This window comes from Clostridium kluyveri (assembly GCF_001902295.1).
Classification (GTDB): domain Bacteria; phylum Bacillota; class Clostridia; order Clostridiales; family Clostridiaceae; genus Clostridium_B; species Clostridium_B kluyveri_B.
This window is the reverse complement of sequence record NZ_CP018335.1, coordinates 3,266,229-3,286,201: the sequence shown is the minus strand read 5'-3', so window position 1 is coordinate 3,286,201 and position 19,973 is coordinate 3,266,229. Positions and strand designations below refer to the sequence as shown.

Below are 19,973 nucleotides of genomic sequence, written 5' to 3'. Positions count from 1 at the left end.
GTGCCTGTTTTTCATTCAATATTTTTATAAAGAGCAACTCCTTTTGTAGTTATTATTTTATATAATACAATATCTGTAATTGAAAATATTATAATAATTAAAGGTAATATTATATGAAAAGGTATATGGAGCTGTATGGTGGAAAATATTAATATTCCAGTGATAAGTGAACCTAAAATCATACTTATTAGGACATTAAAATTTTGTTTTACTGCCCTTTGTTCATTATCCCAGTTAAGTTTTGGATAATTAAGATCTATAATTATACCTAAAAAAATTGAAAATATAGTTCCTATAACTGACAGTAAAATTATTATAATAAAAATATATAAGGGAGGTCTTATGATAATGGTGATTAAAAAAATTATAAGCATGATGCCTGAAAAGTTTATTATAAAAGCTGCCAGTGCTTTAGATAGTAATTGATTCTTATAGTCCATAGGGATGTATTTATTTACAAAAATATTTTTCCCTTCCCTTGAAATTGCAGTGCATCCAATAGGATTTATTACTGAAAGCATTAAAGATACACCAAAAACTATGGATATAGAAATGCCTAATGTTATACTATTTGACATTATAGCATTAAAATAGCTGTGCATATATGTGAAATTTTTGATGAAATTTTTTTGACTTACTAAAGGTATAATAAAAAATAAAGGCCATATGAAATTCATAATTACACAGTTCATAAAATATACAGGTGTTCTAAATAAAATATTCAGTTCCTTAATTGTATAGGTTAATACTTTAGATTTTTTAGCAGATTTCTTAGTTATTTCAGAGGAAGTTAGTACTTTATGTTTTGCTTGAATTTGATTCATTCCTATAACACCTTTTATATAAAAAGCTTCTGAAAAAATTATAAATATTGTTAGAAGTATTGCTGTAGTCAATAAATATAAAAGCATATTTGATATTCCAGCCAAACTGCTGCTATTTATAAGTGATTCCACAGCATATCTTATATTAATAAATAGTTTAGAGGAGGATTTTAATAGTGAATTATTTCCTTGAGCAAGAAGTCTAGCCATATCTGCACCACTGGAAAATCCTTTTCCTACTTTCTGTAATATCAAATTTATACCCAGTACAAAGATTAAAATGCCTATTTGAGCTATGGTTTTGAAACGATCTTTATTCTTAGTAAAGCCTGAGAACCTCATAATCAATATGGTAATTAATCCTGCAATTATCAGAGGTACAATAGGTAGAGTTGAAAATACTATTATACTATATATGTAATAAATCAATCCTGCACTGCTTTTTACTCCAAAGGCCACCATGACGGGCATAAGTACTACGGCTTCAGTAATATATTCATATATTAAAACTATAGTAAATTTTGACATCAGGATTATCCAGGGTTTAACTGGCAATACTAAAATAGTATCTACATCAGAAGAAAAATAAAATACAGACATTATAAAAAATATACCAAAGGTAAATATAACAGCACTTGAAATTGACATGGCAGCAGATAGAATTATACCTTCTTGATTTAATGGCTTTAAAATATCATAAGAGGATGTAGTTGCTACTCCAAACATACTAATAAGGGGGAGTAGAGAAAGTATTATTACAGCGTAAAGCAGCAGTTGTTTTATAGTTTTTGAGAGAGAACCCCTTTTATCTTTTAAAAAGTTTGAGGAACTATTTTTTAAAAATACTTTTGTAAGAGAAATATATTTATTCATTTTCTGTAAGCTCCAAAAACATACTTTCAAGAGATTGGTTAACCTTGAAATGCTCTCTCATTTCATTCAGGGTACCGCTGAATAAGATTCTGCCTTTATTTATAATAGCCACTTTATCACAAATTTTTTCTGCTACTTCTAAAACATGTGTGGAGAAAAATACTGTTTTTCCTGCGTTTGTATGTTCTCTCATCATTTCTTTAAGTATAAAGGATGCTTTTGGATCAAGTCCCGTCATTGGTTCATCTAATACCCAAATAGGAGGTTCATGAATCAAGGCTCCTATTAAAACGATTTTTTGTCTCATTCCATGGGAATAACTTTGAATTTTGTCATCTAGTTCGTCATATAAGTTAAGTCTTTTGGATAAATCTTCAATTCTTTTATTTCTTATACTTGAAGGAACTTCATACATATCTGACATGAAATTTAAATATTCAATGCCTTTAAGCCTTAAAAACATATCAGGATTGTCAGGTACATATCCTATCTCCATTTTAGCTTTTATAGGATGGTTTTTTATGCTTATGCCATTAAGTCTTATATCCCCTTCATCAGGATGTAATATACCTGTTATCATTTTTAGTGTAGTTGTCTTTCCAGCTCCATTATGTCCTAAAAAGCCAAATATCTCTCCGTCATTTATAGTAAGATTTATACTATCCACAGCTTTTATTTTTTTACTATAACTTTTAGTTACATTAATTAATTCAATCATATTAAAATATCCTTTCATCGAAAAGTCAATTATATTTATTTTTATAGGATTACTTATATTATAGCAACTATTTCAAGAAAATATATATATAAAGAGGGAAAAACTATTGACAATTAAAAGGAAAAAATTTACAATAAAGTAAACAAAGGGGGTAGGGTAAGTTATGGATGATAAATTGAAAGAAAAGGTAAACCAATTTTTAATGGGCAAGGAAACGGAGAACATTAATGTTTTAAGTATTCCAGAGGAACTTCAGAAATATAATGTAGATGAATTCAATTTTGATGAGGAGGACGGAACTGTTTTAGTTTTATCTCCTGAATGGCTTGTAGAGTTAAAGGCAGAAGTTAAAAATGGAGTCATAGCGGGGCTTACGGAAGTTTTTTCAAGAGCATAGAAGTTATTCTATGCTTTTTCTTTATATCATGAGCATTTTTAGCTTCTTCACTAGCCTGATATAACTTTTTTTGTAAAAATAAATACATTTATATATTTAAATGAATATATTATAATATTAGAAGAGGGGAGGAATGGATTTGAAGAAGACATATGTTTTAGATACAAATGTTATTCTATATTCACCTGGGGCGATCCTATCTTTTGGAGATAATGATGTGGTCATACCTGAAGTTGTATTAGAAGAATTAGATGACTTTAAAAAGGATAAAAGCGATCTGGGAGTTAGTGCAAGACATGCAGCTAGATTAATAGACTACTTTAGAAAAAAAGGAAAACTCAATAAAGGGGTGGAGCTGCCAGGTGGTGGAAAGCTTAGGGTTGAGATGAACCATTATGATACTCAAATACCACCAGCTTGGGACAGAAGCAAACCAGATAATAGAATAATACAAGTATGTAAAGGTCTTAATGAGCGAGGAGAAAATACTTGCTTGATAACCAAAGATATTTTTGAAAGAATTAAAGCAGATATTATAAATATAAATGTGGAAGATTTTTATGAAAAAGGTGTACCAGAAGATGACAGTCAATATACAGGCAGAATAGACGTGTATACTTCTAAAGACAATATAACAAATTTTTATAAAGACAAATGTATAGAAATAGACAAAGTTACTTGTTATGATGAGAATACTGAAAAATATTTTTTTCCAACCTTTTATATGAATGAATTTGTTATAATACATTGTCTTGAAAATCCTAAACAAACCGCTCTTGGAAGATTTGATGGTAAAAAGATAGTACAGCTTTATTTTAAAGATAGTACACCTTTGGGTATAACTCCTAGAAATGTAGGGCAAAAATTTATGCTGGAGGCACTGCTTACAGACGCCAGTAAAGCACCTCTTGTAATAATAAAGGGACCTGCAGGAACAGCAAAAACTTTGTTTTCATTAGCGGTAGGACTTCACAATATAATAGAAGAAAATAAGGGAAGTTATAGAAAAATGCTGATTTGCAGGCCTAATGTTACCATGGACGAAGATATAGGCTTTCTTCCAGGTACAGAGCAGGAGAAGATATCCCCTTTCATGAGGCCTATTTTAGATAATTTAGAAATATTGGTAGATTCAGATGAAAAGGAAAGGTATAAAAATGAAAAGGAATTAGAGGACAAGATTCATGAACTATTTGATAGAAGAATTATAACCACAGAAGCTGTAGGTTATTTAAGAGGACGTTCTATTGTTAGAAATTGGCTTATAATTGATGAAGCGCAAAATTTGACACCTAAACAAGTGAAAGCCATTATAACTAGAGTAGGGGTCGGCACTAAACTATTATTAGTAGGGGATCCTGAACAAATAGATCAAGCTTTTTTAGATTCTAGATCCAATGGATTATGTTATGCATCAGAAAAAATGAAAGGAAGCAGTCTTTGTTATCAGATTACTTTAAAGCATGATGAATGTGAAAGATCTCCTCTGGCCTATGAGGCTTCTAAAAAATTGTAATTTGTATATTTAAAAGATACTAAATTATGTGTTTGTCTAAAAAAGTAAAGGACATGCAAATTTAGTATCTTTTTTGAGTGCCTTTTACAAAATATTCATTGATGTATGAAATTATTTCTATTTAAAACTTTTATCATTTATTGTACAATATTGAAGAGTGTATTTTTAATTTAGTTGTAGAATTTTAGAAAGGAAGAGTTTTAATATATGAAAAAAAGGGAAACTGGAGGTAAAAAAAAGAAGTCATTTTGGAAACTTGTAATTTGTTTTTTTGTGTTTGAATTTATATTTACAGGTATGACAGCTCCTTTTTTGGTATTTTACGGTCCTTTTGAGAATGTAAAAAGGACTATAGTAGGTGCTGCCATGACAACTTTAAGCCATCAGTATATTGCAAAACTATTTTTGTCAGATAATGAAATAAAGAAAATATTGAGTGGAAATACAGCAGAACAAATACAACAAGATGATTCAGGAACTCTGGAATTTAAAAATGAACATGACAGCAGTATAGAGATGGAAGAAGTAAGTGATGGTAAAAAATTCAAGGGATATATGCTTATAGTACATGATCCTACTAGGGTTAAGGTAGGCTATAGCAAGAAGCTAGGAGTAGCAGGAGAACTTACGAGTAAGATTGCAAAGGATAATAATGCTGTAGCGGCCATAAATGGAGGAGGATTTACAGACAGATCTTCTGAAGATAGTGAATGGACCGGTACTGGTGGAAAACCTACAGGTATACTTATGAGTGAGGGAAATGTCATATCTAATGATATAAATGATGATGACCAAAAAACTCAGGCAATGGCAATTACAAATAAAGGACAGCTTCTTGTGGGAAGTTACAGTTTAAATGAAATGAAAGAAAAGGGTGTTACAGAAGCTATATCTTTTGAACCTGCACTAGTGGTAAATGGAAAAGGAACTATAAAATCTGGGGATGGCGGCTGGGGAATTGCTCCTAGAACTGCCATAGGTCAAAGAGAAGATGGTGCTATGCTGTTTCTTGTTATAGATGGAAGACAGACTAAAAGTATAGGGGCCTCTTTGAAGGATGTCCAAAATATAATGCTTGAATATGGTGCTGTAAATGCTATAAACTTAGATGGAGGTTCTTCTTCTACCATGTACTATGAAGGAGAAATAATAAATAATCCCTGCGATCCTTTAGGTGAAAGATCAATACCTTCTATTGTCTATGTAGAGAAATGAAGGTATTAATATGACTATTAAAAGGGGAGTACAAGATGAAAATTTTTAAAAGAACTGCTATTTGGATCGCTATATCCTTGATAATACAATTTGCAGGACTGCTTTATATAAATAATTATTTTTTATCTTCTGAAATAAAATTAAAGACTAAAAAAATTGTAAAAAGTGAGCCTAAAAAATCAGAAGTTGAAATAAAAATTCCAGAAGATGCCGAAAATATTACTGTATCCTTTGATGGGAGATATCTGGCATATTGTCAGGAAAACACGTTGAAAGTAGTGGATTCAAAAACCGGTGATGAGAAAAGCTTGGAATTTGAGGATGGAGTTCAGGTATCTTTTTATAAGTGGCTCCAGGATAGAAATAGGCTACTTATTGCTGAAAAAGAAGATTCACAGGAAGGTTCAAAATTTGAATTGTCTTATTATGAAGTGGATAAGGATATAAAGGAAAATATAAAAGAATTAGACTGGTCAGACACGGAAGCTAAAATTGATAATATACAGGAATCGCATCTTACTAATGTAATATATGTTAAAATGGAAAGCAGAGGTATGAGAACCACTATATACAGAGTGGATATAATGAAAAAAGTAGAAAAAATACCTGTAAATTCTTATATAGTGGGTGAAATAGGAATTTTATATCTTCAAGACAAATTGATATATGAAGATAGTGTACATAATGATATATATATAACTGATGAAGATGAGCCCCTTACTATTCATGGAATTGAAAATAAACCCGTATGGGTAGGAATAGATGAAAATGATAGAGTATATATAGGAGATGAGAAAGATGGCAAGATATCAAATATATATTGTGGAACCATAAATTCTGGTGAGTATGATTATCAAAATATAAATTTAAACCAACTTGTAGATAAAAAAAATGTGTTTGTAATGCCTTCCGGGAAAATATATATAAACAATGCTCTGGAAGGAATTGTTGAAGAAGTAGGAAGTGGGAAACAATATACGTATAGAGGGAATTTTATAGGAATATATGATGGAGGAATTGCCTCTGTAAGTAATGGAAAATTAGAAAAAACGCTATTGAATTAGTTGAAAAGAAGGGATGAAATCATTTGAATGAAAAAATACTGGAAAAAATACTTATTATACCAGCTATACTTATAGGTCTTACTTTTCATGAATTTGCGCATGCATTTGTAGCAGATAGATTGGGAGATAAAACCCCTAAATTTCAGGGAAGACTTACTTTAAATCCATTTGCACATGTAGATATTATAGGATTTATAATGATACTGCTGGTAGGATTTGGCTGGGCTAAACCTGTTGAAATAAATCCAGGTGCTTTTAAAAATAAAAATAAGGATGATTTAAAAGTTTCCGTGGCAGGACCTTTGGCCAATCTAATAATAGCCTTTTTAGCGGCTATTTTAACAGTAGTTATATATAGATTTGGACTATTATCTATGGAGTCTACTTCAATTTCCAATATAATAATCAAAATTATTTTGTATGTTATAAATATAAATTGCATGTTGGCTGTATTTAATTTAATACCTCTGCCTGGCCTGGATGGATTCCATATACTAAAAGATTTATTTCCTTCAGTATTTTATAGAATATCAGGTACTGTATATAGATATCAGCTGATTATACTGGTACTGTTTGTAGCTACACCTTTAGCCAGATATATAGTAGGTGTTCCATCTTATATGTTATATAATATGTTTATCAGTATAGCCAATAGTATATTTTAATTGACAACTGAATAAAACTTCCAATAAATTGAATTGGAAGTTTTATTTTTAGTTATTAGATGAAAAATAGCTGTTGATTTCTTCGAAAATAGATTGAACTCCATTTCCCCAGTTTGTATCTTCCGCATATTTTTTCCCTATCCACATGAAAGGATTGTTTTCCTCTGGTCTGTTTTCAGATAAATTTATAATTGTATTAGCTGCTATTTTTGATGAATCACTTATGTTGGTATTATATTCCTGCCAGCTGTGATATACATTAAAGGGATTATTTGCTATCTTGTATGCATTATCAGTATTTATAGGCACAAAATTTTGTTCTTGTCCAGTTATAGCAAAGAGTAAAATAGGATTTAGATTGAATTCTTTTGCTGTAGTCATTATAGTGGAAAAGTAAGGCTCTTTGTATAAAAGTGAATTACGACTATTTAAAAAGGCTTTTAGTTTACGTGTATCTACTTTTTGGTATTTTAAATACTCGGGAAGATATTTATTGGGGTGGCTCTTGTTATAATCCTCTAGAGTCACTTCTTCAATAATATTTTTTATATATATGCCCTTTGTTTCGGAAGCTGAAATAAGGGAAAAAGAAGCTTTTAGAATATTTTTTCCGTAAAAGGATTGTCCCATTATTTTAAGAATTAATATAGCACTCAGTATGGCAAAAATTAAGGGTTTTTTATTTGATTTGTAATCTTTTGTTATTTTTATTGATTTATCAGGAATAACTATAGGGGCTTTTAAGTTCAAAGATGCAGTGGGATAACCATCATTAACTTTTGACAGGTCTATTTTTATATCCTGTGAAATTGTATTCTGTGGTATACCTACGTATATATTTAAATCATTTTCTTCAATCTTATTTTTTATGTGTGCATTTATCCATTTGAGGATTTCTTTTTTGGAATTTTGTTTTAAATATTCATTTTTCATGCAGCAGTTAAATGCATCATACATGAAAATAGAGGTCTTATTTTGAGAAAATGTACTTTTTAGAATATCTATTTTTATAGTTTGCCTATAATCTTCTGGAAGTTCTTTTAGATTTGAATCTAAAATACGATGTATAGTGTTAGAAAGCATTTTTGCTTTCTCTTTAGTATCAGCTTTGGAGTACTTTTTATTAATATAGTTTTTAAGAATTTTTATGTCATCAGCAGCAATTATTTTTTTATTTTTAAGTTCTTCTACAAAGTATTCCATAATTTTCACAACCTGAATATAAATTAGTATAATATAAGTACTTATAATTATCGTATATTGTAGAAATAGCTTTAATTCTGATAAAAAATTTTAAATAAAAGAAAGGAATTTTCAAATTATGAGGCTGAGAAAAAAGTGGTGGGCTAGACCTGAGATGGAAGCTAGTAACCTGACTATAATAAATCCCTCTCTATTTAAAGGAAAATGGAAGAATGAATTTAAAAATGACGGAGAAATACATTTGGAATTGGGTTGTGGAAGAGGGAAATTTTTATGTACACAGGCATTGAACAATAAATATATAAATTATATTGGAATTGATTTAAAGGATGAAGTTTTAATTTATGCACTGAAAAAGGTTGTAGAAGCTGAAGCTAAAAATATAAGGATAATACCTATGAATATATCAAAGATTGAAGATGTTTTTGATAGAGATGAGGTAGGGAGGATATACATAAACTTCTGTAATCCCTGGCCAAAAAGGAGACAGAAAAAAAGGAGGCTTACCCATATTGGATTTTTGAATATTTATAAAAAGTTTCTAAAGCCTAAAAGTGAAATATGGTTTAAAACAGATGATAGGGGGCTTTTTCAGGAATCACAGGAGTATTTTGTGGAAAGTGGATTTAGTATAGATTATATAACTTATGATTTACATAATAGTGGTTTTCCTAACAATGTAGTCACAGAATATGAAGAGAAATTTACTAGTCTTGGGATGAAAACTATGTTTTTAATAGCTAAGATATTGTAGTTGTAAAAAATAATCCCTATACTGTTTTTATAGAAATAAATGTATTTCTAGGGTATAATTAATTTACTATAAAATTGTTATTTTAGGAGGATGTATTGTGGCAAATTTTTATGCTGTTAAACAGGGACGAAAACCAGGGGTTTATGATACATGGGCCGAGTGTGAAGAACAGATAAAGGGTTTTTCTGGCGCTAAGTATAAGAAATTTACCAGTCGTAAAGAAGCTGAAATATTTGCAGGACTTACGGATAAGAAAGATAATATAGATGAAAATATGCAGCCTGAAGATACTAAAAAAGAACATAATGCACTTTATGCCTACGTAGATGGTTCCTTTAATAACAAAGAAAAAGTGGCAGGCTATGGTTTGGTTCTGGTACAAAATGATCAGGTTATTTTTAAAGATTTGGGTGCGTTTAGAAGCATGGAAATGAATGAAAGCAAAAATGTTTTTGGAGAAATAAGGGGAGCATTAAAAGCTGTTGAATTGGCTATTGCAAATGACTTTAAAGAGATAACCATAGTTTACGATTATATGGGAATTGAATGCTGGGCTAAAGGTGAATGGAAGGCCAACAAGGTATTGACAAAGGATTATAAAGAATTTATGCAAAAATACATGAAAAAAATAGATATAAAGTTTAAAAAAGTTAAAGCTCACTCTGGAGAAGACAAGTATAATGACATGGCTGATCTATTAGCTAAAAAGGCCGTAGGGGTCAAAGATTAATAGAATATGAGGGGATTGATATGGAATATTTATTGAAAACTAAACAAGAACAAGAATTTATAGACATAACAGCGCTTGTTAGGGAAACTATAAGAAAAAATAATGTGAAAGATGGCATGGCTGTAATTTTTATTCCTCATACTACTGCTGGGGTTACAATAAATGAAAATGCCGATCCTGATGTTGTAGAGGATATTTTAGCAGGGCTTAATAAGACTTTTCCAAAGCAGAATGGATACTTACATATAGAAGGCAACTCTCATGCTCACATAAAGGCATCATTAATGGGTTCTTCTTGTAATGTTATTATTGAAAATAGAGAGCTGAAATTGGGAACATGGCAGGGTATCTATTTTTGTGAATTTGATGGACCAAGGAATAGAAAAGTCTATATAAAGGTATTTAGGTATATATAATTTGTATAAAAAGACTTATCTTAAAAATTGATAAGTCTTTTTATTGTTATTCAAAATCTATACCTGCCAGTTTAATAAGGTATTTAGCATTTCTGGTAGTAGATATTCCATTTCGAATTTTATAATCAAATTTTAATTCATTGTCTAAATAGTATTCCCGAAAGTGGTAATTTTTGATTCTAGGATATTCCTTCTCCAAACTACATAATTCCAAATCATGGGTGGAAATCAGTCCTGATGCCCCCTGTCCCCCTAATTGTTTTATTAGTGCTTTTGCTCCAAGATGTCTATCAATAGAATTAGTTCCTTTAAATAATTCATCTAAGAGGAAAAATACTTTTGCAGTTTTCTTTACATTCTGAACAATCATCTTTATCCTTAATATTTCTGCATAAAAGGAGGATATATTATTTTCTAAGTCATCTCTTATTCTCATACAGGTAAATATTTGCATAAGTGAGCACTGAAATTTTTTTGCACATACAGGAGCTCCAATGTAACTTAGTACTAAATTCAAACCTACAGTTCTTAGAAAAGTACTTTTACCAGACATATTTGAACCTGTTATTAATAAAATATTTTTTTTATTATCTATTGTAATGTTATTACATACTCTCGTATCACCTAAAAGAGGGTGGCCTAATTCAGTGGCTTTGATTATATAAGTATTATCTGAAATTAAGGGCATAACCCAATCTGGATTATCGTAGATAATATTTGAAATACTATTTAATGCCTCAAATTCACCTATGGTGTTAAACCATTTTTCCAGATCATTGCCCGATTTAACTCTCCATTTTTCAAATTCTACTATACACTGATAGTCCCATAAAAATAATATATTAAGGACTATAGACAACATATTTTTTCTATCACATACTTTATTATATATAGCAGATAGTTTTTTTATGGATTTTACTGCAGATATATTTTTAGAAGTTAGCAGATTAGCTCTCAATTGTTTTAAATATCTGCTTTTAAAATCTTTTTCCTCGATTAAAGTTAACATTTTTAAATATATAGTTATACTATTTTTGTATTTGTAAAGACTTTTAAATGTGGTATTTCTTTTTTTTACATCTATAAATAAAAGTAATATTTGAATTATAAGCATAATGTAGGGCAATTTGAAACTTATCAAAGAAGTACTATAAGATAAAATCATTAACATTATTGTTAAAAAAGGCAGTAATTTAATTGTGAAAGCAAACCAGGATTTTATATATAACTTATTTCTGGCTTTTCCCCATTTATATAGTTCCTCTGGGTTAATAGGTTCTGAAGGAATAACTATTGCTTCAGATTCAAATAGTTGACGCCATTTTAAATCCACAGCTAGTTCCTGTAATGATTCTTGAACCATACTTATATCAGAAGGTGTTTCAAGGGGATTTAAAAGTCGGTTTTTTAGAGATTCTCTCCCCATAAATGTTTTGCAAGTATTAATCCACTGAAATAGGGAATTCTCACCTAATATATCCAGATCTTCTGAATAAGGATGTTCTTTATGTTTAAATTCACTTCCGTCATCTTTGAAATTTCTCCATTGCCCTTTTAGTCTCTTTAGGGCAGATTCATTTATATCCCTTAAAGCAGTGAAATATTTTCTTTTTCTTACCTCTTTGTTGTGCTGGTTAACTAAATAAATAAAGATAGCCAATGAGAAAATAGAAATTATTATACTTACAAAATAATTATTGGTATTGAAAGTATAAATGGTAATACTAATACCTACTATTAGAGTAAGAAGTCTCAAGTATTCTATAGTTTTTATTGAACTATTTTGTTCTTTAATTGAATCTGTGTAGATTTTTAATCTATTAATGTAATCATTATGTGGATTATTCAAGTGTTTTCCTCCAATCATTTTTCGGGGTTTTTTATAATATTTAAAAAAATGTGTGATAAATATTTGGTAAATAATTTTCAGTTGAAGAATGCCACTTTGACAGCCTCTTTCAGATAACTTTACAAACACATTATACCATAAATTAACTTTCCATGAAGCCGTTCTTGGATTCAGCATAATTTAATGTAAAAAAGCTAAAGATCTGTAACAGATATGAAGGGGCAATAATAGTATATATTAAAGACACAATAGACATTTAAAAGGGATTAATAGATATTAGATTCACAGAAGCTTAAAATTTATAATGGCAGGATCTTTAAAAAATTGGTGATGAATTATTAAATATTGACAAAGTATGTTAAAATAAAACATTAAATAAATTAAAAACTTATGCTAAAGACCTGTTCTGCCTGCATAATATTAATTATATTTACAGCTGAATCGATTTTATCGATTCAGCTTATGATATTAATATCAAGTGATTATAAATACCATTGATGCATATAATAGTTATAGTACATATAAATTCATTTCATGATATTAAAAAATTATAATTACTGAGGGGAATTAAAATTATGAAAAGGAAAGAATGTAATGGGTCAAATAATATTAAATCCTTAATTAGAAATAGTGATGAATTTATGAATATGATTTTGGATATGATTGAAAACGATAATCATAAATCACATACAAGCTCTTTGGTAAATATTTCTGAAAACAGTAAAGAGATAATTGATCCTATAACCCACATATTTGATGAAGGAGATAAAATCATAATTGTAGTGGAACTACCCGGAATAGAAGAAGAAAATGTAAATCTAGAAATGGATGGTAATGATTTGAGTATTACAGCAGAAGGGTCAGAAAAACATTATTATAAAAAAATAACTTTAAGACATATTCCTGCATTGGAAAATATATCTAAGAATTATCATAATTCTATATATAGTATTGAAATAAAGAAGTGATTGTAAATAAGTTGTATCTCTTTAGATAATTTGATTCTATAGTGTTTTTTGTAATTTCTAGGCTATTTTTCATCAATCATAGTGAAATTTATGTAAAAATTCGGTATAATATATAGAAAAGAAAGGAAGTAGGAAGTTATTTATAGTTTTGTCATTATATTTATCCGAACGCTACCAGTGTTAATACTCCCATCTTCTTCAAAGTGAGAGATAAGCACTGTTACGCGCCTGGATAAGTTCTTCCCCTAAAGGATAACGTATTCTATAGTGCTAAGGACACTAAGAATACTGTTTATAAGGTTTAAATGGAGATAAGTAGTTCTTTATAGCAAACTCCACCTGAACCTAAGAATCACTTGATTTAAAAATCAAATCAAAAGTTTAAGAAGGGAGTACTAATGCATAATAAGGATATTGCTAAAATAATTTTAGCTATAATTTTGACTGCTATTTTCCTGATTTATTTGAGATTATTTAATGGTATAAGTTATGAAAAGGATATTAAGGCAAATCTGGGCTATATGGACTTATCTTCTGCTGATTTTGATAATGACATTATAATTTTACAAGGAAAGTGGGAATTTTATCCCTATGAATTTAGAACAAGTAATTTTGAACCAATAAACTACATAGATGTTCCAAATCAATGGAATAATTATACATATAATGGTGGGAAAATGAACACTTATGGTTGTGGAACTTACAGGCTTAGGTTAAAAGTGCCTGAAAAAGGCCTATATTGTCTTAAAATTAACTTTATTTCCAGTGCATATAAATTGATTATAAATAATGAAAAAATTATTGTGAATGGAGCTGTAAATAATTCCCATATAAATGAAATCCCCAGCTGGAAGCTTAGAGTTGTTCCCTTTTATACTCAGTCAAAAGATATTGAAATAATTATACAAGTTTCTAATTACCATCATAATAAAGGGGGAATTATAAACAATATTGTATTTGGCAGGTTTAATGTCGTAGATAATATAGCTTCAATAAATATGATTAAAAGTGCACTGATAATTGGTGTGTTTGCAGGGCTTGGATTTTATCTGCTGCTTTTATACAAATTAGAAAGTAGAAAATATACTTACATGTACTTAGCCCTATTTTGTATTTCTTCCATAATTCTTGAGTCAATTCTTGATGTTAATATTATATATTACGTGTTTAAAAATATATCCTTTAATGTCATATCTAAATTGGAATATTTATCTTATATGGGTATAAATATAGCCCTACAGCTGTTTATAAAATCAATTTACCCTAATGAATCAAATAGATCCAGTTTTATATTGATAAATTTAATAAATTTTATTTATTTAGGCTTGATAATTTTAACACCAATTAAAATCTTTGGTTATAGTGATGTGATTTATATGACCATACTAATAATTAATTGTTTGGCAGCAATGATAACATTAGTAAAATCAATTTTTAAAAAACGCAAATTTGCATGGCTTTTGTTAATAGGAATTGCTGGTATGATCTTTACTACAATTATTGATATTTTATATACTAATAATTATGTAAATATCTATTTTTCCTCAAGTAATTATATATTGGGACTTTTATTCTTTTTATTATGTGAAATATATGTATTGTCTGTGGATGTAATTGATGCCTTTAAAAGTTCAAATAAAGCAAAAGATATGGAAATTGCATTTTTGCAGGCACAAATAGCACCACATTTCTTTTTCAATACTTTAAATAACATATATTGTCTTATGGATGAATCCGTATCTAAATCAAAAGATTTAATTTTGAATTTTTGTGATTTTTTAAGGGTGAAACATAAATTTGATTATCGAAGGAATGTATTTTACTCCCTAAGAGAGGAAATTGATTTGATAAAATCCTATGTAAAAATTGAAAATACAAGATTTAATGATTCCATTCATCTGGCTGTAGATATAAAAGAAGAATATATGTCCACTCCAATTCCTCAGTTATTAATACAGCCTATTGTAGAAAATTCAATTAAGCATGGCTTAAACTCTTATGGAATAACAATAAATATTAAGGTTTCAAAAAAGGATAATAATTTGGAAATAATTGTTTCAGATAATGGAAAAGGTATAGGGAAAGAAGTGATTTCACAATTACTCCATAATAGAGATTCCATATCAGGAGTAGGACTTAAAAATGTAAGTTTTAGATTAATGAAGTGTTATCAGTCAAAATTAAAAATTGTAAGTGAATTATCATATGGGACAAGCATATCCTTTGAGATTCCTGAGAATAAATATAAGATCGGAGGAGAATAAATGGGTAATATTAAAACAATAAAAATAAAGGATTTAAAGCAGGGGGATATACTGTTGTTTTCACCCACTGAAGACTGGGAATCAAGATTAATAGCTTCAATTACTAAATCACCTGTAAGTCATGCCGCTATGTCATATTATGATTATAATGAGATTATTGAGGAAATTCCACCTTATGCACAGATTAATTCAATAAAAGATAGAATAGTTAACCGTAAGATTACAATAATGAGGCTTACCCCTTTTAAAGAGGACATGTCTAAGGTTCTTAATATTGGAAAAAATTATGTTGCCAATAAAGAACCCTATACAAAAATGGATTTGGTATTTGTTGGTTTATTTATATTATTTAAAAAGTCTTTAATAAGTCCTACGCTTCAAAAATTATTGATTCCTTTGATGAAACACATCATTAGTGATCTAATAGTACTTATTAATAAAGGAGTCTATAAAGGTTCACATCCTATGGTATGTTCTCAGTTTGTTTACAATTGTTATGAAAAAGCAGGTAGGGAATATAAACTTATTGTCAGTAATGAAAATTTCATAAATAATTTATTAAATCAGGTTCAGGATTACATAAATAAAAATAAAGATAGAAAAGGTTTAAAATCAAAACTAATTGATAACATGAATAAGATAAATGAGGAAAATGCATATAATTCAATAGATAAAGAAAAGTTACTTGAAAATATTTATTATGAATTACAGAAAGAACAGGATACAAATGTGTTAAATGAATTACAGGAAGAATTTGTAATAACAACTCATGAATTTTGCACTGTTATAAATTATTTATTTAATAATGAACAAACATCATTATTATTAAATTGTGGCGATAACTTAATATCTGCACCTATTAAAACCATTATTGATAGTGAAGAGTTTTTTATAACACCAGGAGATTTGTTGATGAATTGTAAAAATTTAATTAAAGTCGGCATGCTGGATAGTTAAGTGAAAATTTATTAATATAAAAGTTTTTGTAGTGGAATTTATCTACCCTGTAAGCAGTAAAAGTATTTTTTTGGGGATTTCTTTGGAGGAAAAATATGAAAATAGTTATTGTTGATAATGAAATTAACGCACTTAACTATCTAGTAAATATACTTAATATTTATGAAAATATTACTATTGAAAAGACCTTTACTGATTCTGTTGAAGCACTTGTCTACCTATTAAAAAATCAATGTGATGCAATTTTTTTGGATATTGAAATGCCGAGTATTAATGGAATGTATTTAGCAGAGCAGGTAATCAATTTGTATCCAGAGACTAGAATATGCTTTGTAACTGCATACAATGATTTTGCAATAAAAGCATTTGAGATTAATGCTATTGATTACATATTAAAACCCTTCACTGAATCAAGGATAGAAAATAGTATAAAAAGAATGATGAATTTACCAAAAAATAACACATATAATATAAATGAAATAAGTAACAGCTATGAATATGAATTAGAAATGATTTGTGGTTTTAACAATGAAGAAATAGTTTTGATAAGCTATGATGAAATTTTTTATATTGAAATGCTAAATAGAAAAGTTTTTATTCATTTAAAGAATAACATATATACAGGTAATAAAACCCTTAATTTTTATGAAGAAAAGCTTAAAAAACGCTCATTTTTCAGGTCACATAAATGTTATATAGTTAACTTGGCTAAAATAGATAGATTTAAACCAAGAATTAATTATACTTATGATATGTATTTTAAAGAAATAGATGATGTTATTCCCCTCAGTAGAAATAAGGTAAAACAATTGAAGATGTTCTTTAATATTTAAAATTTTTTGGGTTTTTATTTAAAAGGTGCTGTTGCATTAAATAATTTACATGCCATATATTGATTTGTGAATCAAAGATTGTCGCAATATATGGCAGCATTTATTATTGGCGTAACAGCCCTTTCATTATTTAAACATTACAGTCGACTGTATAAACAATAATTTTGCTTGTTATGCGTTAATTAACATATTTTTGTTTGTAGTATTATAATTTAAGTTGCTAAATAACTAAATTCACAGTAAACTAGGGTTTCAGTTGATTAAAGAAAATGGAGCTTTTTATGAAATTCAATTAACAGTAATCAGATGTAGATTATATATGAGTCCGTATTTTTATAATTTTTTAAAAAATTTTTAAGAGGTAGTCTATGAAAAAGTATAAAAAAGAATTAAGGAGGTTAAATTTGTTAACCAATATACAGGTTTTCGAAGAAGAAAAGTTAACATATATGCAGTGCTCTTTAAATTTACCATATAAGGTATTGGATATAGATTGGATAAACAATCCTGTGAAAAGGGTGGGTTTTCAATATAGTATAAGTGAAAACCCTAGTTTTATACATAAAGTAGATGTTTAGTGATGGTTTATGCTGATTGTGTAATAAGCCAGAAAATATTTAGCTGTAATAATATTTTCTGACTTATTTGTTAAAAAACAAAATTGTATTGATTTTTTATCAAGTTCTATTTTAGTTTCTTTGTGGATATATACCTTGAACTGCTATGTAATATTTCATCTGTGGTACTGGTTCAGCGCCTTTCAAATTAGGTAATGCAAAAGTTGTTCTGCCGTCACCGCCATAGGTGGCTCCTATTAAAGAAAATAAAGCTTGATTTTGGGCAATTGTTAAAATTTGACCCTCACAGGACATCCACCCAACTGGGGCAAATGGAAATGCAAATAAAGTAATTTCACCTATAGTATAATCCATATTAATATATTCCTCCTTATATCTATTTATTTTTGGATTAGCTGTTTAAAAATTGAGGGATATTTTATTGCCTTTCTAGATATATACCCTCAGTTACAATGAAATACCTCATAGTTGATAACGGTTCAGCACCTTTCAAATTAGGTAGTGCAAAGGTTGTCTTATTGTCGTCACCATAGTTAGATACTAAGTAAGGAAAATAAGGCTTGATTTTGGGTAATTGTTAAAGTTTAACCCTGACAAGACATAGAGCCTATCATTTTAAATTGAAATGGAAATAAGCAAACTTGTCCTAAAGTATAATCCATAATTAATACCTTCCTCATCCAAAAAAACTATGATATGATATTATTATACATTTTATGACGATATATGTCAATTATGTGAGTGGTATATATTAATTTGATTTAAGTGGAAGAAAGGATGATAAATAAATGGGGACAAAAACGAACTTAGCCTTAAATAGGCCTGCAACAGCAAGCAGCTTTGTAATGCCATATGCAGCGGCAAATGCTGTCAATGGCACATTAGTACCAATTAGCAGATGGTTATGTAATACTTTACCCGGCTGGATGTGTGTAGATTTAGGTGCAAATTATTGGATAAATAGGTGGGTTGTAAGACATATGAGTACTGCAGGCTGGGCCTCATCTGATTATAACATGACTGATTTTAAGCTTCAAGGAAGTACAGATAATAATATATGGAGGGATCTGGATAGTATTGCAGGTAATCTTTCCATTATAACGGATCGAACCATTAATCCTGTCTATTGTAGATATGTAAGAGTATATGTGACTAAGGGTCTTAAGTGTAATCCACAGCTTGCCTCAGTCATGGAGTTTGAGGTTTATCCAGCACCTTCAAGCCCGTATCTTACAGGAATCACTCTCAGCAGCGGAACTCTCAGCCCTACACCATTTGCAGGTAAGACGACTTTTGAATATGCTGCAAGTGTAGGGTATGATGTGGCATATGTTACATTAACTCCAATTGCGGAAGATGTTAATGCAACCATAGAAGTGAATAATACAGTTGTCAAAAACAATACTGCATCAGCTCCAATCTCGTTAGTTGTGGGAAGCAACACCATAATTGTACAGGTAACAGGATCGGATGGAGCGGCTCAACAGATGTATACTGTGACTGTTGTAAGGCAGGCACCAGATGCATACTTAACAGCTCTTATCCTTGCGACCACTGGAAATGTTTCAGTTCCGTATACACCGACTCCTTTTGATAAAAACACTTTAACATATTCTGCTAGTGTGGGGTATGATGTAGATAAAATAGTTGTAACACCTACCACGAACATCAGTGGTGCTGCTATTACTGTGAATGGGGTAGGATTAACAGGAGGATCGGCTACAGTTGATTTGGCAGTAGGAAGTAATGCTATACCTGTAGTTGTAACCAATAGTACAGCTACAAAGACCTACACAATTACTGTGATGAGAACTCCAAATTTATATCTTACTAAAGTAGATTCGAGTTATTCAGGGAGAGGATATACTAGTAGTGGTACTGTTAGTATGGATCATACAAATTTAAGCTATACTACTAATACTTCGACAAAAGCAACTCAAGTTATAATTACACCTTATGCTGAGGATGCTGCGGTTATAATAAATGTGAATGGACAAAATGTAATGAGTGGTAACCAATCAACTGCAATTTCCTTGTCTAATACAAGCAATCAGGTAACCATAAAAGTGTCCTATTCAGGAATGTCTGATAGTAGAGATTATGTGCTTACCATAGTAAAGAGTTAGTTGTTTAGAAGTGAAAAATAGGT

Annotated in this window: 19 protein-coding genes; 14 read left to right on the top strand and 5 right to left on the bottom strand. The window is 29.4% G+C overall.

The genetic code is table 11. The features are described 5' to 3' along the window. Positions 1 to 11: 11 nt before the first annotated feature. A complete protein-coding gene (locus BS101_RS15820) occupies positions 12 to 1,697 on the bottom strand; it encodes a transporter (protein WP_073539710.1) in 1,686 nt (561 codons plus the stop codon). Continuing rightward, positions 1,690 to 2,415 (bottom strand): ABC transporter ATP-binding protein, encoded by a 726-nt coding sequence (locus tag BS101_RS15815; protein WP_073539709.1) that lies wholly within the window; start codon positions 2,413 to 2,415, stop codon positions 1,690 to 1,692. Before BS101_RS15815 ends, BS101_RS15820 begins: the two co-directional genes overlap by 8 nt. Before the next feature lie 163 nt (positions 2,416 to 2,578). Here BS101_RS15815 and BS101_RS15810 point away from each other — a divergent pair, with 163 nt between their 5' ends. The 5 genes from BS101_RS15810 (at position 2,579) to BS101_RS15790 (ending at position 7,272) form a co-directional block, all read left to right on the top strand. Further along, on the top strand, positions 2,579 to 2,812 hold the full coding sequence (locus BS101_RS15810) for a hypothetical protein (protein ID WP_073539708.1): 234 nt from the start codon (positions 2,579 to 2,581) through the stop codon (positions 2,810 to 2,812). 139 nt (positions 2,813 to 2,951) lie between these two features. Next, on the top strand, positions 2,952 to 4,328 hold the full coding sequence (locus BS101_RS15805) for a PhoH family protein (protein WP_073539707.1): 1,377 nt from the start codon (positions 2,952 to 2,954) through the stop codon (positions 4,326 to 4,328). A 207-nt stretch (positions 4,329 to 4,535) separates the two neighbouring features. Then, the gene (locus BS101_RS15800) at positions 4,536 to 5,543 is read left to right on the top strand and encodes a phosphodiester glycosidase family protein (protein ID WP_073539706.1); all 1,008 of its coding nucleotides are present in this window, start codon (positions 4,536 to 4,538) and stop codon (positions 5,541 to 5,543) included. 35 nt (positions 5,544 to 5,578) lie between these two features. Next, the gene (locus BS101_RS15795; RefSeq protein WP_073539705.1) at positions 5,579 to 6,607 is read left to right on the top strand and encodes a hypothetical protein; all 1,029 of its coding nucleotides are present in this window, start codon (positions 5,579 to 5,581) and stop codon (positions 6,605 to 6,607) included. A 23-nt stretch (positions 6,608 to 6,630) separates the two neighbouring features. Further along, entirely contained in the window at positions 6,631 to 7,272 is a 642-nt protein-coding gene (locus tag BS101_RS15790; protein WP_073539704.1) for a site-2 protease family protein, read from the top strand. Positions 7,273 to 7,320: 48 nt separating this feature from the next. On the opposite strand, the gene BS101_RS15785 is transcribed toward BS101_RS15790, so the two are convergent. Then, positions 7,321 to 8,475: a hypothetical protein gene (locus BS101_RS15785; protein ID WP_073539703.1), complete on the bottom strand. Its 1,155-nt coding sequence runs from the start codon at positions 8,473 to 8,475 to the stop codon at positions 7,321 to 7,323. 118 nt (positions 8,476 to 8,593) lie between these two features. Between BS101_RS15785 and trmB the strand changes: the two genes are divergently transcribed. The 3 genes from trmB to BS101_RS15770 all read left to right on the top strand — a co-directional run bounded on the left by trmB (position 8,594) and on the right by BS101_RS15770 (position 10,375). Continuing rightward, positions 8,594 to 9,229, top strand: coding sequence for a tRNA (guanosine(46)-N7)-methyltransferase TrmB (trmB, locus tag BS101_RS15780; protein ID WP_073539702.1), 636 nt, complete (start codon positions 8,594 to 8,596; stop codon positions 9,227 to 9,229). 97 nt (positions 9,230 to 9,326) lie between these two features. Continuing rightward, complete coding sequence (locus BS101_RS15775) at positions 9,327 to 9,959, top strand: viroplasmin family protein (protein WP_073539701.1); 633 nt, start codon at positions 9,327 to 9,329, stop codon at positions 9,957 to 9,959. Positions 9,960 to 9,979: 20 nt separating this feature from the next. Beyond that, positions 9,980 to 10,375 carry a secondary thiamine-phosphate synthase enzyme YjbQ gene (locus tag BS101_RS15770; RefSeq protein ID WP_073539700.1) on the top strand — a complete coding sequence of 132 codons (396 nt, stop codon included), beginning with the start codon at positions 9,980 to 9,982 and terminating at the stop codon, positions 10,373 to 10,375. A 46-nt stretch (positions 10,376 to 10,421) separates the two neighbouring features. On the opposite strand, the gene BS101_RS15765 is transcribed toward BS101_RS15770, so the two are convergent. After that, entirely contained in the window at positions 10,422 to 12,224 is a 1,803-nt protein-coding gene (locus tag BS101_RS15765) for a MutS family DNA mismatch repair protein (RefSeq protein WP_073539699.1), read from the bottom strand. A gap of 575 nt (positions 12,225 to 12,799) precedes the next feature. Here BS101_RS15765 and BS101_RS15760 point away from each other — a divergent pair. From BS101_RS15760 to BS101_RS15740, 5 genes are all read left to right on the top strand, one after another. Then, entirely contained in the window at positions 12,800 to 13,192 is a 393-nt protein-coding gene (locus BS101_RS15760; protein ID WP_073539698.1) for an Hsp20/alpha crystallin family protein, read from the top strand. Between the two features lie 398 nt (positions 13,193 to 13,590). Continuing rightward, entirely contained in the window at positions 13,591 to 15,456 is a 1,866-nt protein-coding gene (locus BS101_RS15755) for a sensor histidine kinase (protein ID WP_073539697.1), read from the top strand. Then, positions 15,457 to 16,413, top strand: a complete 957-nt coding sequence (locus BS101_RS15750; RefSeq protein WP_073539696.1) for a hypothetical protein — start codon at positions 15,457 to 15,459, stop codon at positions 16,411 to 16,413. A gap of 95 nt (positions 16,414 to 16,508) precedes the next feature. After that, positions 16,509 to 17,246, top strand: a complete 738-nt coding sequence (locus BS101_RS15745; RefSeq protein ID WP_073539695.1) for a LytR/AlgR family response regulator transcription factor — start codon at positions 16,509 to 16,511, stop codon at positions 17,244 to 17,246. Between the two features lie 368 nt (positions 17,247 to 17,614). Continuing rightward, the gene (locus BS101_RS15740; protein WP_073539694.1) at positions 17,615 to 17,824 is read left to right on the top strand and encodes a hypothetical protein; all 210 of its coding nucleotides are present in this window, start codon (positions 17,615 to 17,617) and stop codon (positions 17,822 to 17,824) included. A gap of 111 nt (positions 17,825 to 17,935) precedes the next feature. On the opposite strand, the gene BS101_RS15735 is transcribed toward BS101_RS15740, so the two are convergent. Continuing rightward, positions 17,936 to 18,178, bottom strand: a complete 243-nt coding sequence (locus tag BS101_RS15735) for a phage tail protein (protein ID WP_073539693.1) — start codon at positions 18,176 to 18,178, stop codon at positions 17,936 to 17,938. Positions 18,179 to 18,612: 434 nt separating this feature from the next. Here BS101_RS15735 and BS101_RS15725 point away from each other — a divergent pair, with 434 nt between their 5' ends. Next, entirely contained in the window at positions 18,613 to 19,950 is a 1,338-nt protein-coding gene (locus BS101_RS15725) for a cadherin-like beta sandwich domain-containing protein (protein ID WP_073539692.1), read from the top strand. The last annotated feature ends 23 nt before the right edge of the window (positions 19,951 to 19,973 follow it).

Coding starts and splice junctions, on each gene's coding strand:
- trmB (WP_073539702.1), top strand. CDS start 8,594: ATGAGGCTGAGAAAAAAGTGGTGGGCTAGACCTGAGATGGAAGCTAGT.
- BS101_RS15800 (WP_073539706.1), top strand. CDS start 4,536: ATGAAAAAAAGGGAAACTGGAGGTAAAAAAAAGAAGTCATTTTGGAAA.
- BS101_RS15755 (WP_073539697.1), top strand. CDS start 13,591: ATGCATAATAAGGATATTGCTAAAATAATTTTAGCTATAATTTTGACT.
- BS101_RS15725 (WP_073539692.1), top strand. CDS start 18,613: ATGGGGACAAAAACGAACTTAGCCTTAAATAGGCCTGCAACAGCAAGC.
- BS101_RS15810 (WP_073539708.1), top strand. CDS start 2,579: ATGGATGATAAATTGAAAGAAAAGGTAAACCAATTTTTAATGGGCAAG.
- BS101_RS15745 (WP_073539695.1), top strand. CDS start 16,509: ATGAAAATAGTTATTGTTGATAATGAAATTAACGCACTTAACTATCTA.
- BS101_RS15770 (WP_073539700.1), top strand. CDS start 9,980: ATGGAATATTTATTGAAAACTAAACAAGAACAAGAATTTATAGACATA.
- BS101_RS15785 (WP_073539703.1), bottom strand. CDS start 8,475: ATGGAATACTTTGTAGAAGAACTTAAAAATAAAAAAATAATTGCTGCT.
- BS101_RS15820 (WP_073539710.1), bottom strand. CDS start 1,697: ATGAATAAATATATTTCTCTTACAAAAGTATTTTTAAAAAATAGTTCC.
- BS101_RS15795 (WP_073539705.1), top strand. CDS start 5,579: ATGAAAATTTTTAAAAGAACTGCTATTTGGATCGCTATATCCTTGATA.
- BS101_RS15750 (WP_073539696.1), top strand. CDS start 15,457: ATGGGTAATATTAAAACAATAAAAATAAAGGATTTAAAGCAGGGGGAT.
- BS101_RS15735 (WP_073539693.1), bottom strand. CDS start 18,178: ATGGATTATACTATAGGTGAAATTACTTTATTTGCATTTCCATTTGCC.
- BS101_RS15740 (WP_073539694.1), top strand. CDS start 17,615: ATGAAAAAGTATAAAAAAGAATTAAGGAGGTTAAATTTGTTAACCAAT.
- BS101_RS15815 (WP_073539709.1), bottom strand. CDS start 2,415: ATGATTGAATTAATTAATGTAACTAAAAGTTATAGTAAAAAAATAAAA.
- BS101_RS15760 (WP_073539698.1), top strand. CDS start 12,800: ATGAAAAGGAAAGAATGTAATGGGTCAAATAATATTAAATCCTTAATT.